Origin of the sequence: Actinoplanes couchii, assembly GCF_016862075.1 — a bacterium.
Classification (GTDB): domain Bacteria; phylum Actinomycetota; class Actinomycetes; order Mycobacteriales; family Micromonosporaceae; genus Actinoplanes; species Actinoplanes couchii.
Genome location: NZ_BOMG01000002.1, coordinates 1 through 17,092, shown reverse-complemented (window position 1 = coordinate 17,092; position 17,092 = coordinate 1). Strand labels below are relative to the sequence as shown.

Below are 17,092 nucleotides of genomic sequence, written 5' to 3'. Positions count from 1 at the left end.
GTACCCCTATCAGGGGGCATAGGATGAACTCATGCCTAAGATCAACGTCTACCTGCCGGACGACCTGGCGGAGGCCGTGAAGGACTCCGGCGTACCGGTGTCCTCCATCTGCCAGCGCGCGCTCCACCAGGCGGTGCGTTTCGTGACCACGATCCACCAGACGGTTCGTGGTGACCTGGAGCCGGGCGAACTCGCCGATCGGCTGCCACAGTTCACTGCCCTTGCCCGGGACGCCATCAGGACGGCCATCGACAACGCTCGCACGGCCTCGGCGCCGGGTGTCAGCACCGGGCACCTGCTCACCGGCATTCTGAGCGCCAATGAGGGGATGGCCGTGGACCTGTTGCGGGCCGTCGACGTCGACCCGGTGCTGGTGCTCCAGGCACTGGCCACCGAAACCGCCACCGAGCCGGGCGGATCGGGGCCGCAGTCGTTCACCGCTCCCGCGGCGATGGTCATGGAGTCGGCGCTGGCCGAATCGATGTCGCTGGGCCACAACTACGTCGGTGGCGAACACCTGATCCTGTCCATGATCAACGAGGCGGACTGCACGGCGGGACAGATCCTGCGCGAACTGGGGGCCGAGGCACGATCGGTCCGTCGAGCCATGAGCACGACCCTGACCACATTCACCTCGACCGCCGTCGTCACCCAGAAACAACTCGCGCCACTCATCACGCGCATCGAGCACCTGGAACAGGAACTGATCCGTCTCAAGGAGAACCCGGGCCGCTGACCCGGCTCACCGGCCAGCGCCCACCCGGCGTGCCGCCATCGCGATTATCCTCAGATCGGTCCGGTCGATCACCTCCGCCGTACGGGTCCAGCCCCACGGCGCCTCGGTTGCTTTCGGCCACAACGAGTGTCGGCCCTCGCTATCGACCAGGACGTCGAAGAGCTCCTTCATCGGCCGTTCCGCCGCGTTTTCCGCTCCGTCGGACACCGTCAGCAGCAGTTTCCCGGTACTGCGCCGGGACTCCAGCGCCGCGTGCGCCGCACGTGCTTCGGCAAGCGGGAACCGCCCGCCGATGTGCAGCCGGAGCACGCCCCGCAGCACCAGGTCGAACAGCGCAGCAGCGCCGGCGGTGAGCTCGTGAGGCGAGGCGATGAAATCGGGCAGCATCGGCACGTGCACGGTGAGTGAACCGAGCGGGCCGAGCGAATGCAGATCACAGTTGTTGATCAGACCGCCCGACTTGCCGTACAGAACCAAGTGCCCCCGACGGCTGAGGGACGCAAGGCTCTGCTCGAAGGTGTCCCGGCCGATGGAGTCGTACACGACCGCGGCGCCCGCACCGTCGGTGATCCGGTGGACCTCCTTGTCGAAGTCCGTCTCGTTGCGACAGATCACCTCCTCCGCGCCCATCTCCCGGACGAGATCGATCTTGGCAGGGTCGGAGATGGTCGCTACCACCCGGCCGCCGCGCGCCCGTATCATCTGGGTCAGCAGGACACCGGTACCGCCGCCCGCGGCGTGCACCACGGCGACGTCACCGGGCTGAACGGGGAACGTGATCCGGCTCAGGTAGTCCGCCGTCAGGCCCTGCAGCAGGACCGCGGCCGCGGTCTCCAGCGAGACGGTCGGCGGCACCGGCACGACGCGACACGCCGGAACCACCACCCGCTCCGCGTACGCACCGGGGCTCGGCACGTCCACGGTGGCCACCCGGTCGCCTACCGTGTAGCCCTCCACCTTCGCACCGACCGCGATGACGGTGCCGGCCAGTTCCCGGCCCGGCACGAACGGCAACGGAACCGCGTATGTGCCGTTGCGGTTGTAGACGTCGTGGTAGTTCACGCCTATGGCGCTGGCCTGGACGAGCACGTCGTCGTCGCCAGGCACCGGATCCGGGACGGTGCGGTGTTCGAGCGCCTCGGGCCCGCCGTAGCGAGCGATGACAACCGCTTTCACAATGCGGCCCCTCCCCCTAGATCTGGCCTACTTCGTCGACCAGCTCCGGGAGCCTTCTCCCCCGCCTGACCTGTGCCATCACCATCGACTCGCGCGCCTCGATCGCGGCGGCGGCAGCCAGCGTGTCACGCAGGACCGCCTGGGGCACGACGACCGTGCCGTTCCCGTCCGTGAAGACGTAGTCGCCGCGGGCGATGAGAGTGTCACCGATCAGGCACATCTGGCCGACGGATACGACACGGAATGAGCCCTGGGTATCGGTCGGGATGAAGTTGCTCGCGACGACCGCCGCATCGCATTTCTCGACGACCTCCCGGTCCCGGATCGCACCGCCCAGGACGATGCCCTCGAAACCGAGCGACTCGATGAGATAGGTCGTGGACATGCCACCGGCCAGCGCCGCCTCGGTAACCAGCCGGCCGGCGCCGCCGACGTAGACCATGCCGGTGCCGTCGGTCACCTCGGGCACCAGGAAGTCCCTGACCTCGGACCAGGTGCTCGGGCCGGCGCAGCTGATGTCACCGGTCTTGCGGACCGGCGCCCAGCTCACCGGGTACGCAGCGCCGAAACTCATCCCGGTGCCTCGCGACCGACACGTGAGCCGGCTGTCGAGCACGGCGTTCGGTACCCCGAGGCCGTCGAGCGCGTCGGTGATGGTGCAGGTCGACACTCCGGTCTCAGCGAGGAACTTCGCCACCTTGGCGTGCAGGGAGCCGTCCGGGCCGCTGGCGAGGAGATCGTTTTCCTTCGTCACCTCGGGTAGACCTCACTCTGGTGCGGAACGTGGATCGAGAAGCCCATGTCGACCGGCCCGAAGTCCTCGATCACGAGAAGGTTGTTGGCATCGGCCGCGGGACGTGTCGTGATGCAGGCGTCGGTGACTGCCTTGGCGCAGTCGGCCGCGGCGGCCGCATTGCTGGTCGACAGCTGGATCCGGTATCCCCGCCCGCTCACCAGGTCGACCGGAGCGGGATGGCTCAGGACGGTCTCGATCGGACCGCGCGACGGTGCGGCGAGAACCATGTTGTGGGTGGGCATCATGAAGCACTCGCGCAGTGCCATCGACGACAGGTTCTGGAACACCAGCTCGTGCAGCCGCGGATAGACCACACAGCCAAGCAGCACGTTACGCGCCGGTTCTTCGAGAACCACCGGCACGGCGTCCTCCAGTGTCGGGTGCAGGACCACTGTGCCGTTGCCGGCGGCGTTGTCCCGCAGCCACTGCCGGGCTGCGGCCTCGCAGTTCGTCCCGGCCGGGCCAAGCGTGTGTACGACTACATCCCGTCGCTCCATCAGCTCTGGTCACCGCCCAGGCGCCGGTAGTCCTCGCGCACCGGGAAGAAGACGTCGACGCCGCTGGCCGTCTCGTCCGCCCGCGCCGCGTGCTCGACCCCACCCGGGATGACCGCGGTCTCGCCCGCCTGGAGGACGATCTCCGCACCCGGCGTGGTCAGGACGAGCGAGCCGGAGACGCAGTGGGTGATCTGCTCGTGCGGGTGCACATGGGACGGCACCTGGGTGCCGGCCTTGAAGGACCACGCCGCGAACGTCACATTGTCGGTGTGTACGAATTGAATCGCGCCACCGGGAAACAAATCGTGCTGAACGGATTCATCGGAGGTGTACCTGCGCACCGTGGTGTCGGCCATTTCCGCCTCTCTCATCCACATTCTGGCGATGCATTAGACATTAGGTCCGCGATGGACAGGGCGGACACCCCTAGAAAGGGGCCGCGAGATAGGGGTCCGGCGATTATCACGCGTCGCCGAGCCTTTCCACCAGTTCGGCCGGGGGCGTCAACCCGAACAGATCGGCATAGCGCAGGCCGGTGAAACCGTTACCGCGTAGCACGTCGATAACGGCGCCGATGGACGCGAGCGGCCCGCCAGCGCCCACATAGGACGACGCGCCCGACCAACCTGCATCCGGCGCGACCGCGGCCAGTGCCGCCTCGAGCGCCTTGGCAGGCGGATCGGCGGCCGGGAACGGCGGCCCGGAACGGCCGTCGCCCACGTCCGCGCCCTGCACGACAAAGTGGTCCGGCACCACGACGGCCGGCCACTCGTGCAGGCGGGCGGCCATGTACGAGCGCAGCGTGAACGGATCCACGGCGCCGGTCACGTACCCGGTGAGGCGGCCGGCCTCGTCGGCGACCCGGCATGAGGTCACCGCGGGGCAGTCGGCGAGCAGGGCGGCGGTGTCGTCCAGCGAGATCCGGCACCCGTCCCGGGTGATCCACTCGCCCGCGGTCGGCAGCGTCGGCAGCGGCGCGGCGGCCAGGAGGTCGTTGACGAACAAGCCCGGCTGGGCGGCCGCCCGGAAGATCAGGTCGTGTAGGCCGATCAGGAAGTCCTCGACGAACTCGGCGCCCAGCAGCGTGGCATCCCAGCGCACGGTCAGCGTGAACCGGTCCGCCGAGCGGCGCACGAACAGCCCGAAGCGGTCGGTCGTGTCCACCTCCAGCGGGGTGAACACCACCTTGCCCTCCGGCCCGGTGATGAGCGCCTCCTGCTCGGCGATCTCCCGGAAACTACGCCGCTCGGCCGACCGGTCGACGTAGTTGAACGCCAGCATCGCGTCGGTATCCACGCCGGCCGAGAACCGCGCACGCAGCATCTGCTCACGCGCCCGGAAGTAGTCGTACCGGCCGAAGCGGTAGAGCGGGGTCAGCGCGCGTTTGGCGTACCCCAGCAACTGCGGCACCGACGCGTCGAGCGGCGGGGTCAGCAGGATCGGCAGCGTCTGCGCGACGCAGCCGACGTGGTCCACCTCCTCCGGGCGGAACCGGTTCGCGGAGGACGCCCGGATCACGTTTCGCCGGTTGCCGGTCACCCGGCACATCGCAGCCGCGTAGAAGCCCAGGACCACGGCCGACTCGGGCACCGCGAAACGCCGTGCCATCCGCCGGATCTCCTCGCCGGACCCGGAGTCCAGCGTCGCCTGGCGTATCTCCGGCTGCCGCGGCGACCCGACGGCGAGCGGCACCGCGGAGGCGGGAAACCGCCCGGCGATGCCTCGCAGGTAGTCGAGCACCTTGTCGTTCGCTCGCTCACCGGCAGCCGGGAACGCGCCGTCCGCCGGCTGCCGGGCGGCGGGCGTCGAGCCGTCGAGGACCCCGGCCAAGTGCCGCTGGAACGCCAGCACACCGAAGGTGTCGATCGCGATGTGATGGAAGACGAAGAACAGCCAGCGGGGCTTGCCGTCGGCCACCGCCAGGCTGAACCGGGCCTGCGGCTCGGTCTCCAGATCGAACGGGGTGCGGAGCAGTTCATCGAAGTGGCCCGGCGCCCAGCTGATGTCCGGCTCGCTCGTGACGTCCCGGATCTCGACGCGCGGCTCATCGCCGGGCAGCACTGTCCGCACGCCGCGCGGATATACCGTCCGCAGCGTCTCGTGTGCCGCGATCAGCCGCCGCAGCGCCTCGATCAGCTGCTCGGTGCTGACGCCGTCCGGCACCGGGACCACGGAGCGGACGTTGTTGCGCCACCGCTCCTCCCGCGCCGTCAGCCAGTACTTCGCCCAGTGGTACTGCTGCGCCCCCGGCAACCCGACGCCCTCGATGCCCATCGTCTCCCTCACAATGCTCTGATCAGGCCGCCGTCCACCGGGACCACACATCCCGTGACGTATGCGGCGGCGGGGCTCAGCAGGAACGCGGCCACCCGCCCGAACTCGGGCGGCGCCCCGTAGCGGCGCAGCGGTATCGTCGCCGTGTTCCGCTCGGCCCCGGCTGGGTTGGCCGCGTCGATCCGGGCGAGCCGCTCGGTCGCGATCCGGCCCGGCATGATGCCGACGGCACGCCGGCCCTTCGGCCCGATCTCGTCCGCCAACTCCTTGACCACCATCGCAAGCCCTGGCCGCAGCCCGTTGGAGACCGCCAGACCCGGTATCGGGCTGCGCACCGAACTGGACAACACCATCGCGATCGCCCCGTCGGCAGAGAGTGCCGGCACCGCTGCCCGGGCGATCCGAACGGCGCCCAGGAAAACGCTCTCGAATCCGGCCCGCCAGGCGTCGTCCCCGGTGGTCAGCACAGAGGAAGGTGCCGGTCCGCCGACCGACACGAGGACGCCGTCGAGCCGGCCGTACGCCGACACCACCGCGTCCACCAGCCGACCGGCGGCGTCCGGGTCACCGTTGTCGGCCGCGACTCCCGTGGCCTGGTCGCCGAGCGATTCCACCGCCGACCGGACGCCCTCCTCGGTCCGCCCGGTGACGACCACCCGGGCGCCTTCTTCGACCAGCGCCTCGGCCGTGGCGAAGCCCAGCCCCCGGGTACCGCCGGTGACCAGGAAGGCCCGGCCCTCGAGCCCAAGATCCATCAGCGTGCGGCGCGGGCCCGGTTGCGCAGCTCACCGACGCCCTGGACCTCGGCCCGCACCAGGTCGCCGTCGGTGATCACACCGGCGCCCGGGGTGCCGGTGCCGATGATGTCGCCGACCTCCAGCACGGTCATCTGGGAGTGGTAGCTGACCAGCCAGTACGGGTCGCGCACCATCATCGAGACAGGCGAATCCGCGATGACCTCGTCGTTGACCTTCGTCGCGATCCGCACCGACTGCAGGTCGTCGATCTCGTCGGCGGTGACCACGAACGGCCCCACCGAGCAGAACGTCTCGAAGCCCTTGGCGCGGGCGGCGTAGCGCAGGTTCTCGCGCAGTAGGTCCTCGGCCGTCATGTCGAGCATCGTGGTGTAGCCGAAGATGACCGAAGGAGCCTCCTCCGGTGTGATGTTCCGGCACTCCTTGCCGATGATCAGCGCGATCTCCGCCTCGGCGGTGACCCGGTTCGACTGGGGCGGCAGGATGATCTCGTCCTCCGGGCCGATCAGGTTGCGCACCGCCCGGCTCCACGCGCCGGGGCCGTTGGGCGGCGGCACGGTGCCCAGGTCCTGGGCGTGCCGGTGGTAGTTGGGGCCGAACCCCCACAGCTTGGGCGGATTGCGGTACGGCGGCGCGAACGACACGTCCGCCACGGACCGGCCCTCGATCTTGCCGTGGACGTCGGCGAGCGCCTGACTCAGGCCGGCCGTCTCGTCGTTACGGATGATCCCCAGCACGTCGGTGGCGAAATCGGCGCCGATTGCCTCATTGATCGCGGCAACCGTATAGACCTGCCCTTCGAATACCACACCAGCGAGCTCGGAATTCCCCTCTTTGACAGCACACAGCCTCACGACGCCAGCCCTTCTCGAATTCTTTATTCGCGGCACCTGTCTCGATTACCGGCCCAGCGTAGGAGTGGGAGACCCCTGCCGGACAACCCGAAGGAATGCCACCGGGCACCCCTATCGGCGAACGAATGGAGTTAGGGGGCTGCGCGGGCTATCGCGGCCTGCCGCGCGAAGCAGACTGTGGAGTCGTCGCCGGAAATGTATCTGTCTAAGGAGACGGCAAAATGAAGATCGGCAACGACGAGAGTGCCCGGCAGCAGAGTGTCAGCATCCTCGACTGCACCCTGCGCGAGGGCAGCTACGCAGTCGACTTCCAGCTGCCGGCCGAGGTCATCGAACGCATCCTGGTCGAGCTGGACGAATCGGGCGTGCGCTTCATCGAGCTCGGGCACGGGTGGGGGCTCAACGGGCACACCATCGCCCGGCCGGGGCTGGTGTCCGACGAGGACCAGTTCAAGCTGGCGGCCAAGGTGGTGCGTAAGGCGGCGTGGGGCGGCATCGGCATGCCCGGCGTCGCAACCTTCGAGCAGATCGGCCAACTCGCCGACGCGGGCGCTTCGTTCTTCCGCATCGGTGTGAACATCACCGAGATCGACAGCGCGCCCGACTACGTGACCCGGTCCAAGGAACTCGGCCTGCTCACTTCCATGAACCTGATGAAGACGCAGGTGCTACCCGACGACGGCGTCGTCGAGTCGGTCCGGCGCTGCGAGTCGTTCGGCGCGGACATGGTGTACATCGTCGACTCGTACGGCAGCCTGCTCCCCGATGACGCCAGCCGGCTCATCGCCGCCGCACGCGCCGCGGTCGACATCCCGGTCGGCTTCCACGGGCACGACAACCTGGGCATGGCGCACGCCAACACGTTCGCCGCCATCCAGGGCGGAGCCACTCTCGTCGACACCACTCTGGACGGCATGGGCCGCAGCGCCGGCAACGCCAGCACCGAGGGTGTCTCGACGCTGATGCGCAAGCTCGCGCTCAGCTCCGACCTGGACAACTTCCGGCTGGCCACCGCCAGCGAGACCATCGTCCAGCCGCTCGAACGGATCACCGACAGCCGTTACTTCCAGCTCGTCGGCGCGTTCACCGGCCTGCACTCCAGTTCGTTCCCGATGTTCGCCCGGATCGCTGCGGAAGTGGGTGTCGACGTGGCACAGGTGATGGAACGGGTCAGCGCCATCGACCCGGTGAGCCCCACCGCCGAACTCACCCGGAGGGAGGCGCTGGCCCTGAAATCCGGCCGGCAGTGACCCCTGTTTGTCCGGGCGGCACCCCTAACGTCCTTCTCCAGCGGCGGGCGGCCCTGTGAAACTGTGCCCATGGTTCAGCCAGTCGCTCCCCAAGGGGTCGGTCAAACCGCAATCGCCGTCGCCAGGTTCCGCGCCGCGGAGACCCGGCGACCCGATCGGCTGTTCGCCGATCCGCTAGCGGAACAGTTCGTGGCAGCCGCGCCGCCGATCAGGCGCGGCGCTGGCGGCCGGGGGGCCGGCTGGCGCGGTCTGCTGCGCTACCTCCGCCCGGGCAACCTCGCCCATTACCGGGCCATGCCACACTTCATCGCGGTACGCACCCGGTTCTTCGACGATTTCGTACGGACCGCCGCGCAGACCTGCGACCAGGTGGTGATCCTCGCCGCCGGACTGGACACCCGCGCTTTCCGACTCGACCTGCCGGACCGGACCCGGGTCTTCGAGATCGACCTGCCCGAGGTTCTCGCGTTCAAGCAGGGGGTCGTCGCGCGCGAGGGCACCAAACCCGCGGCAGGCCGCACGCAAGTGCCGATCGACCTGCGCGAAGACTGGCCGTCAGCACTCGTCGAGGCCGGCTTCCAGCCCGGCAGGCCCACCGCGTGGACCGCCGAGGGCCTGCTCGTCTACCTCACCGAGGCCGACTGCGAGCAGCTGATCGGGCGGATCAGCGGGCTCTCCGCGCCGGGCAGCCGGCTCGCCCTGGGCCACCAGGATCGGTCCACGGTGGCACGACAGAAAGCCAATCCGCTGGCCGGAGCCGCGCAGACCCTCTACAAGTCGGGCTTGTCGGAACGACCGGACGTCTGGCTGGGCCGGCACGGATGGCAGGCCACTGCACGGCGGGCGGCCGACTATGGAGCCGACTACGGCCGCCCGCTCAACGCCGATGTGGGGCAGGGCTGGCTGGTCACCGCCGAACGGCCGTGACCGCCACACCTACCAGTCGACACCCTCGTCGTTGTTGCGCAGCGCGCGCAGGGCGGCCGCCTGCTCGGCGGTGACACCCTGCGCGCGCTGCTCGGTGGCCTCCGCGGGCGAGAACCCGGCGCCGATCCAGTCCGCGACCTCGTCGTACGCGATGCCTGCGCGCCACCACTGCCGTGCCACGTCCTCGGGGGCACAACCCTGCCGGGCCAGCCGGCCCGCCTCAGCGGGCTGAAGCCCGATCAGCGACCACACCTTCGCGTCGGCCGCCGAGATCTCCTCGGCCGCCCACTCCGGCGGCGCATCGCTCACCATCCGGACGACGATCGCCAGCCCGTCGTCGTCGCCCTCGAACAACGGAACCGGCACATCCACCTGACCGGCCACCGGCTTGGCGGCCGCGGCCTTGCGCTCGGCGGACTTCTTCGCCTCCCCGAGCGCCTTCTCCGGGCCGAGGCCACGGCGCTTGCAGTCGCGCACCTGCGCGAAGGCGAAACCCAGCTCGTGCCAGCGGACAGCCTCGGTGGACTCGACCCCGGCCGCCCGCCAATGCGCGACCGTCTCCGGCGTGACCCCGGCGATCGTCCACTGTGCGGCCCGGGAACCAGTCAGCACATCAGCGGACCGCCACGCGACGGCGCCCGGCAGTGGTATCCCCCACCGGATCCAGCTGTCGATCTCATCGTCGGCGAAACCGGCGCCGCGCCACGCGGCCCGATCGGGGCTCTGGGTCACTCTGTTTCTCCCGCCTCGGCTCTGGTGTCGATCAGAATGCGCTTGGCCCACGGCGGCACCGTCCCTTCCCGGTCGAGCAGACCGACCACGACCTGCTGCCCGCGCGGGGCCTGCTCGGGCCATGGTGTGTGCCCGTCGGTCAGGACGACCACCAGGTGTGGCGTGGGCCGGAGCTCGGCGACCGCCGCGAGGCCCTCCCGCAGGTCGGTACCACCCTCGCCCTCCAACTGGATGGCGCGGGCGTCGAAGACCTTCTGCGCGTTGTACGCCTTCTCGTCACAGCAGATCACCCGCAGGTCCCGGCGCGCCACCCCGATGCTGCGGACCACCCCGTTGACCTCGGCGAGCGCCTGGCCGAGCTGGGCGTCGCGCATGCTGCCGGAGGTGTCGATCAGGATCGCCACCCGGGGCGCGGGCTGGCGCATGCTGGGCAGGATCACGCCGGGTGAGACGCCGTTGCGGCGCGACGGCCGCTGATAGGTGAAGTCTATCCGGCCGGCCACGTCGGCCACTCCGCGGCGGATCGTGGACGACAGGTGCCGGCGCCAGTTCTCCCGCGGAGAGGTGAGCTGCTCGGCCCAGCGCTGCCAGCCGCCAGGCATCCCGCCGGCTTCCATGCTCTCCAGCACCCGCCGGGCGACCTCACGCTTGATCAGCTCGCCGCTCGGGCCGTCGACACCCGGCTTGTCGGAGTCCCAGTCGCGGGCCTCGCCGTCAGTGCCGCTACCGCAGTCCACATCGGGCAGGACACTGCCCTCCAGCGCGTGCCAGTACTGCTCGGCCAGCCATCCGTCGGGCAGGTCGAAGTGCCCGGGCAGCGGCGCGTCCTCCGGCAGCTCGACGGCACCCGCGTTCAGGTCGTCGTTGATCTCGCAGTCGGTGGCCACGTTCCACCGGACGCTGTCCGGATCCCGGTTGCCCAGGGGCGCGCCGCCGGCCGCGGCCGTGCCTGGGTAGCGGACGGCGTGGTCACGGATCAGGTGGGTCACCTGATGGACCAGCCAGTAGCCGATGACCGGCACCGGCAGTTCGGTCAGCTCCGCCTGATCCAGGTAGACCCGCCACCCGCGGTCGACGGGGAAGCGGCGCAGGTCGTACGGCGCGGGGCCGTGCACTTCGCTCTGGTCGACCACGACCGCGACGAGCGCGAGCAGGGCGGTGGCCAGGTAGGGCGCCTGCCGCGCGGCCCACACCCGGGACGCCGCCCACTTCTGCCGGGCCTCGACCGGCAGCTCGTCGAGGCCCAGGAACCGGACGCCCGGCTCCATCAGCGGGCCCCGGCCGTCCGGGTCACAGCAGGCCCGCCGCACGCAGGATGGGCAGCAGCTTGGTCACCTCGACCGGCAGTGGCGCGCCCTCGGGCCGCTTGCTCGCGAGCCTGCGAGCCACCAGAGCCGCGACATCGGGCGCCACGTCCGCCGCCCGGCCCACCACCTGCCACGCCGCCATCCAGGACGCCCGGTCGCCACGGGCGATGGCTAGCGCGGCCACCGCGGTGAGCACCGCGAAGGCACGGTCGCTGCGCTCGGGCAGCACGAACTCCTGCGGCGCGGCCAGCACTGCGTGCGGGTCGGGCAGGTCGGAGTCCTGTAGCCAGGAGAGGAACTCCAGGGCCGGGCCCTCACCCACCGCGCCGACCACGAGCGCCGCGAAGACCTCGGGCGAAGCCTTGACGGTCTCGCATGCGCCGAGCAGCTTGGCGACCATCTCCCAGCTCCGAGGACTGGGCCAGCCCTTGCTCGCCTCAGCCGTGTTCGACGGCACCTGCAGGACCAGCTCCGGCCGGGCACGCAGGAAGGTGGCCACCACGGTGCGCGCGACCGACCCGTACGCCACATCCGGCGGGCTGTCCGGCAGCAGGAACGACGGCTGCGGGAAGCCGGTCGCCATGCCCTGCGCCACCTGCTTGGCATCGACCTTCCACTCCAGGTGGACCATCCGGTTGGCCAGCGGCGGCGCGAGGTCCCAGCCGTCCGCGGCCTCGCCGGGCGGGTTGGCCGCGGCGACGATCTGCACCTGATCCGGCAGGGTCAGGTCGCCGACCACCCGCTCCAGCACGATCCGCAGCATCGCGGCCTGGACCGCGGGCGGAGCGGTGGTCAGCTCGTCCAGGAAGAGCAACCCACGGCCCGCCTCGGCCAGCCGGTTCGCCCAGGAGGGCGCGGCGAGGCGGACCGTGCCGCTCTCGACGACCGGCAGGCCGGCAAAGTCGGACGGCTCGCGGATCGAGCCGACGACCACCTCGGTGTGCCACCCCAGCGCGTCGCCGAGGGCGACGATCGCCGAGGTCTTGCCGGTGCCCGGGCTGCCCCAGAGCAACACCGGCACGCCCGCGGAGACCGCGACGCCGAGCGCTTCCAGGGCGACCGGCGCCTGCCCGACACTCGTCCGCGTGAGGTCGTCCCCGTCGTCGTCCGCCGTCACAGTGGTCATCTGGGCGCCTCCGTGGTTCGCATACCGGAACTATAACCCTATTCGAGGACGGACAGGGGGGGGTCATGGATGGGGTTATCCCGCCTACCGGTACGACCGGGCCTGCGCCTCGTACAGCTCGGCGTACTGGCCGCCCGCGGCGTACAGGGTCGCGTGGTCACCGCTCTCGACGACCTTGCCGCCGTCGAACACCACGATGCGGTCCGCCATCCGTACAGTCGAGAAACGGTGCGAGACGAGCAGCGTGATCGCGCCCACCTCGCGGGCCGCCGCGCGTACCGCGGCGATGTACCGCTCGAAGAGCGCCGCCTCGGCGACGGTGTCCAGACTGGCCGTCGGCTCGTCGAGCACCAGCAGCAGGGGCGTGGTGCGCATCATGCCCCGGGCCACCGCTATCCGCTGCCACTGGCCGCCGGACAGCTCCCGGCCGTCGGTGAAGGACTTCCCCAGCAGGGTGTCAAGCTGCTGCGGCAGCGCGTCGACGACCTCGGCGGCGCCTGACCGGTCGACCGCGTCCCGCACCGCGACCGGATCGTCGATCTGTGCCAGGTCACCCACGCCGATCGACTCCCGCGCGACCAGCTCCATCCGGGCGAAGTCCTGGAAGACCGCCGACGTGTGCGCCCGCCAGTCGGCGATGTCCATGGCGGCGAGTGGGAAGCCGTCCACCACGATGCGGCCGCCGGTGGGCTCGTACATACCGGTGAGCAGTTTGACCAGGGTGCTCTTGCCAGCGCCGTTCTCCCCGACCAGCGCGACCGCCGTGCCCGCTTCGAGGTGCAGGTCGACCCCGTCGAGCACCGGCCTGGTCGTCCCGGGGTAGACGAACCGCACACCCTCCAGGGTGATCCCGCGGCTGAGCCGGTCGGGCACCGGGAGGTAGCCCTCCGCGGCCTGCTCGGCCGGCCGCACGTCGGCGGACGCGTAGTCCTCCAGCCACAGGATCCGGCGGGCGGTCCGAGCGGCGGCCAGCATCTTCGCCAGCCCGTTGGCGGCCGGAATGATCAATGTCTGGGCCCGCAGGACGACCGTCGCCGCGAGTACGACCTCGCCCAGCGTGGCCTCGCCGCGGCCCGCCCGGACGGCGATCACCACGAGCCCGGCCAGGAAGCCCGCCGCGAAGATCAGCCAGCCGGCGATCTGCCAGAGGCCACCCACCACAACAGCCCGGCCGGCCCGCTGCCGGATCCGGTCGGCAGTCGCCCGATGCCGGTCGTGCAGCTCGTCCACGGCGCCGTAGACCCGCAGCTCGCGCGCGGCCGCTTCGGAGGTGGCGAGATTGAACAGCTCCGCGGCATACCGGCGGTCGGGGGCCAGCTCCTCGTCGGTACGCTCGCGCAGCCGGATCGCGAACTGCTCGCCGAAGAGAGCCGCCACTACGCAGATCGGGAGTACGGCGAGCGGCGGGTAGATCACCGCGAAGATCACGACGATGCCGATCGCGTACATCGCCAGTTGGAGCACGAACAACGCGTGTCGTGGCCAGATGCCGAGCTGGAGCCGGTTCTCCTCGATCATCTCCAGTTCGTTGAGGTACTCCGGGCGCTCGAAGTGCTCGAGGCCGCGCACCTCGCTCACCAGCTTGCCGATGTGCGCGTTGAGATAGACCGTGATCAGGTCACAGAGGATCGACGCCTCGGTCAGAACCCGCATCGTCAGCAGCCAGTTCAGCGTGATCATGACGGACAGGAAGGCGATGCCGGCGATCAGCCAGCCGGCCGCGCCGTCGACGATCGCATTCACGATCATCGCCAGCCCGACCGGGAACAACATCAGGCACAGCGTGCCGGCGAGGAACAGCACGCACGAACGGACCAGCTCGCGCGGGGCCGCCCGCCAGCCCCACCGCAGAACCGTCCGCACGACCTCCGTGCCGGAGTGCCGGGAGGTGTCAGTCATCGGTCTCGTCCTCCTCGAATCGCGCCGCCTGCAACGCGAACATCTCGGCGTAGCGGCCGCCACGCGATACCAGCGAGTCGTGGTCGCCCGACTCGGCGACGCGGCCCTCGTCGAGCACACAGATCGTGTCGGCGCGGCGCACGGTGGAGAAACGGTGCGAAATGATCACCGTGGTCGTGCCCTGGGTGATGTCCAGGAAGCGGTCGAAGAAGTCGGCCTCGCCCCGGGCGTCCAGCCAGGCGGTCGGCTCGTCCAGCACGAGGACCCGCGCGCCGTGCCGTACCGCGAACAACGCCCTGGCCAGGACGATGCGTTGCCACTGCCCACCGGAGAGATCCACGCCGTTGTCGAACTCTCGGGAGAGCCCGGTGTCCCAGCCTCGTGGCAGTCCCTCGACGATCGCGAGCGCGCCCGCCTGCCGGGCCGCCCACTCGACGCCCTCGGTGTCGTCGCGGTGCGCCGGCGCGCCCATGGTGATGTTGTCGCGTACCGAGAACGGGTAGCGGGCGAAATCCTGGAACACCACCGCGACCCGGCGCTGCCAGTCCCGGGCGGGGTATCCGGCCAGGTCGGCGCCGTCCACCATGATCCGGCCGCCGGTCGGCGTCTGCAGACCGGCCAGCAGCTTGACGAACGTGGTCTTGCCCGCGCCGTTGACGCCGACGAGGGCCGTGGACCTGCCCGCCTCGATGGTCAGGTCGAGGCCGGCAAAGACGTCCCGGTCGGAACCTGCGTACCGGAACCGCACTCCCTCGAAGCGGATGCCCTCCCGCAGCGGACCGTCGGGCACCGGCGCCGAGCCGGACGGCCGGTCCTCGACCAGCGTGCTCTCCAGTCCGGACAGCCGTGGCAGGCCCTTCAGCATCCACGGCAGGCGCAGGTCCTCCATCGACAGTGCGCCGAGCGCCGAGCTGGCGACCAGGACCACGAGCAGCAGGACCATCCGGCCCCGGGTGATCTCCGAGTGGAAGGCCGCCTCGGCGACCAGCGTCGCCACCCCGGCGATGGTCGCGAACACGAACAGCGACAACGTGACGGCTTGCCGGCCCTGCTTGCGCAGCACCGCCCAGGACCCCTCCATGGCCCGGATCCACTGTGCCCGAAACGCTTCGACGAGCCAACGCCCGAGCCCGAACACCCGCGACTCCTTGGCCGCCGCCGGCCGGGTCGCCAGTTCCTCCAGGTAGAAGGCCCGGCGCATCACCTCGGCCCGGGCGGAGAAGACACCGGCCTGCTTCTGCACCAGCATCAACTGCGGCCGCAGGATGGCGATCCAGGCGATCAGGACGACGATGCCCAGCCACCAGTGCCACCAGGACAGCACGGCACACGCCAGGATGCCGTTGAGATATTTGGCCACCACGCCGACCACTGTCATCGGCGCATCCGCCGAGTAGTAGTTGACCAGCTTCCCCTGTGCCATCGACAGGTCGTCGAGGACCTTGGGGTCCTCGAGGTGGCCGGTGCCGGCCGGGCGGGACACCGCGGCGATCAGCCGGTCCTGGGTGTGGTAGACCAGCCGCCACTTCACCAGGCCACCCAGCACCGACTGGATCGGCCCGAGCAACAGGGTCAGCACGAACGTCACGCCGACCGCGACGAGCGTGCCGTGCAGCGACGACAGGGATCCCTGGGGGTCCGTGGTGTCGATCCGCTGGATCAGGCTGCCCAGCGTGATCAGCACGGCCACCGGCGCGATCGAGGCGAACACCCCGTACACCAGCAAGGCGACGCCGAGCGGGCGGCTCGTGCCCCACAGCAGGCTGAAGGCCGCCTGGAAGCCACCACCGCCCTTTTCCCGCGTCGTCTGCTCACTCATCAAGCACCCCCGAGTCGTCGATCCAGTAGCGTTCACGCTGGAAGCCGTAGGTCGGCAGATCCGTACGACGCCCGTCCAGCCCGGGGACGACCGCCGTCCAGCGCACCGGCAGGCCCGCCACGAAGAGGGCGGTGAGCCGCTCCATCGACAGCGCGGCAGGGTCGCCGAGGTCGATCAGCCGCGTCGTTCCGCGGCCGTGCAGTTCGGCCAGCGTCGCGTCGATCTGCTGCTCCCCCTCTACATTCAGATGGGCGGCTGTCTCCGCTGGATCGAGCACCCGGCCGGTGGCGGCCGAGTAGACCTCCGTGGTGGAGGGCCGGAACTCGATCTCGACGGGTGCACGCCCGGCGAGCACAGCGCCCGCCTCGGCCAGCCCGACCATTCCGGCGACGTGAGCGGCGGCGAGTTCGCCGACACCCCGGCCGACCAGGAACGCAGGCTCCACACCGAAGGACTCCGCCAGCCGGCACATTGCCACCGCCGCAGTGAAGGCGTCCGCGTGCGGGTTGGACAATACCCCCGCCTCCGTGAGGGCACCAGACACCTCATCGACACAGCGCGCATAAACGGGATACGAGGAGTAGTCGTTTCCGGTGGCTTGACCAGGCACGATGAACCCGGTCCGAGCCGATCGTGCGCGTCCGGCCGCAGTGTACGAGCCGGACTTGCCGTCTGCGATCGCGCGCAGCGCTGTCACTCGGTCGTGATGCGACGGAGCGACCACGATGGCACGGTGCCGGAACAGCGTCCGGGTGGTCAGCAGCGCCCCGGCCACGTCGGCCGGATCCGGTTTCGTTCGCTCCACGAAGTCCGCCAGCCGAGCCGCCTGTGCCCGCAACGCCCGCTCCGACCGAGCCGACACCACCCACGGCACCGCCTCAGGACTCGCCACCGGCTCCGACGACGGCTCCACCAGCGGCGCCTCCTCCACGATCACGTGACAG

The 17,092-nt window shown here is 70.2% G+C and carries 16 protein-coding genes; 3 read left to right on the top strand and 13 right to left on the bottom strand.

All coding sequences use genetic code 11. The features are described 5' to 3' along the window. The first annotated feature begins 31 nt into the window (after window positions 1-31). Window positions 32-736 (top strand): Clp protease N-terminal domain-containing protein, encoded by a 705-nt coding sequence (locus tag Aco03nite_RS00085; protein ID WP_203792302.1) that lies wholly within the window; start codon window positions 32-34, stop codon window positions 734-736. 6 nt (window positions 737-742) lie between these two features. On the opposite strand, the gene Aco03nite_RS00080 is transcribed toward Aco03nite_RS00085, so the two are convergent. The 7 genes from Aco03nite_RS00080 to Aco03nite_RS00050 form a co-directional block, all read right to left on the bottom strand. Further along, window positions 743-1,912 (bottom strand): zinc-binding dehydrogenase, encoded by a 1,170-nt coding sequence (locus Aco03nite_RS00080; protein WP_239144797.1) that lies wholly within the window; start codon window positions 1,910-1,912, stop codon window positions 743-745. A gap of 16 nt (window positions 1,913-1,928) precedes the next feature. Beyond that, window positions 1,929-2,666, bottom strand: coding sequence for an RraA family protein (locus Aco03nite_RS00075; protein WP_203792300.1), 738 nt, complete (start codon window positions 2,664-2,666; stop codon window positions 1,929-1,931). After that, a complete protein-coding gene (locus Aco03nite_RS00070; RefSeq protein WP_203792298.1) occupies window positions 2,663-3,205 on the bottom strand; it encodes a hypothetical protein in 543 nt (180 codons plus the stop codon). The genes Aco03nite_RS00075 and Aco03nite_RS00070 overlap by 4 nt, the downstream gene beginning before the upstream one ends. Then, the gene (locus tag Aco03nite_RS00065) at window positions 3,205-3,561 is read right to left on the bottom strand and encodes a cupin domain-containing protein (RefSeq protein WP_203792297.1); all 357 of its coding nucleotides are present in this window, start codon (window positions 3,559-3,561) and stop codon (window positions 3,205-3,207) included. The genes Aco03nite_RS00070 and Aco03nite_RS00065 overlap by 1 nt, the downstream gene beginning before the upstream one ends. A 106-nt stretch (window positions 3,562-3,667) precedes the next feature. Continuing rightward, window positions 3,668-5,491, bottom strand: a complete 1,824-nt coding sequence (locus Aco03nite_RS00060; RefSeq protein WP_203792294.1) for a condensation domain-containing protein — start codon at window positions 5,489-5,491, stop codon at window positions 3,668-3,670. After that, window positions 5,488-6,234 carry an SDR family oxidoreductase gene (locus Aco03nite_RS00055; RefSeq protein WP_203792292.1) on the bottom strand — a complete coding sequence of 249 codons (747 nt, stop codon included), beginning with the start codon at window positions 6,232-6,234 and terminating at the stop codon, window positions 5,488-5,490. The genes Aco03nite_RS00060 and Aco03nite_RS00055 overlap by 4 nt, the downstream gene beginning before the upstream one ends. Then, window positions 6,234-7,043, bottom strand: coding sequence for a fumarylacetoacetate hydrolase family protein (locus tag Aco03nite_RS00050; protein WP_203792290.1), 810 nt, complete (start codon window positions 7,041-7,043; stop codon window positions 6,234-6,236). The genes Aco03nite_RS00055 and Aco03nite_RS00050 overlap by 1 nt, the downstream gene beginning before the upstream one ends. A 266-nt stretch (window positions 7,044-7,309) precedes the next feature. Here Aco03nite_RS00050 and Aco03nite_RS00045 point away from each other — a divergent pair, with 266 nt between their 5' ends. Both Aco03nite_RS00045 and Aco03nite_RS00040 read left to right on the top strand, forming a co-directional pair. Continuing rightward, window positions 7,310-8,338, top strand: coding sequence for a hydroxymethylglutaryl-CoA lyase-like TIM-barrel protein (locus Aco03nite_RS00045; protein ID WP_203792288.1), 1,029 nt, complete (start codon window positions 7,310-7,312; stop codon window positions 8,336-8,338). 69 nt (window positions 8,339-8,407) lie between these two features. After that, window positions 8,408-9,265: an SAM-dependent methyltransferase gene (locus Aco03nite_RS00040; protein ID WP_203792286.1), complete on the top strand. Its 858-nt coding sequence runs from the start codon at window positions 8,408-8,410 to the stop codon at window positions 9,263-9,265. A 9-nt stretch (window positions 9,266-9,274) separates the two neighbouring features. Here Aco03nite_RS00040 and Aco03nite_RS00035 read toward each other — a convergent pair whose 3' ends face one another. The 6 genes from Aco03nite_RS00035 to Aco03nite_RS00010 all read right to left on the bottom strand — a co-directional run. Further along, window positions 9,275-9,997: a hypothetical protein gene (locus Aco03nite_RS00035; protein WP_203792284.1), complete on the bottom strand. Its 723-nt coding sequence runs from the start codon at window positions 9,995-9,997 to the stop codon at window positions 9,275-9,277. Continuing rightward, window positions 9,994-11,265, bottom strand: a complete 1,272-nt coding sequence (locus Aco03nite_RS00030; RefSeq protein WP_203792282.1) for a vWA domain-containing protein — start codon at window positions 11,263-11,265, stop codon at window positions 9,994-9,996. The genes Aco03nite_RS00035 and Aco03nite_RS00030 overlap by 4 nt, the downstream gene beginning before the upstream one ends. A gap of 22 nt (window positions 11,266-11,287) precedes the next feature. Further along, complete coding sequence (locus Aco03nite_RS00025; RefSeq protein ID WP_203792280.1) at window positions 11,288-12,430, bottom strand: ATP-binding protein; 1,143 nt, start codon at window positions 12,428-12,430, stop codon at window positions 11,288-11,290. 84 nt (window positions 12,431-12,514) lie between these two features. Further along, window positions 12,515-14,329 (bottom strand): ABC transporter ATP-binding protein, encoded by a 1,815-nt coding sequence (locus Aco03nite_RS00020; protein ID WP_203792279.1) that lies wholly within the window; start codon window positions 14,327-14,329, stop codon window positions 12,515-12,517. Beyond that, entirely contained in the window at window positions 14,322-16,148 is a 1,827-nt protein-coding gene (locus Aco03nite_RS00015) for an ABC transporter ATP-binding protein (RefSeq protein ID WP_203792277.1), read from the bottom strand. The genes Aco03nite_RS00020 and Aco03nite_RS00015 overlap by 8 nt, the downstream gene beginning before the upstream one ends. Then, the coding region (locus Aco03nite_RS00010) for a CurL C-terminal domain-containing protein (RefSeq protein WP_203792275.1) at window positions 16,141-17,092 on the bottom strand (952 nt) is incomplete at its 5' end. The genes Aco03nite_RS00010 and Aco03nite_RS00015, both read right to left, overlap by 8 nt.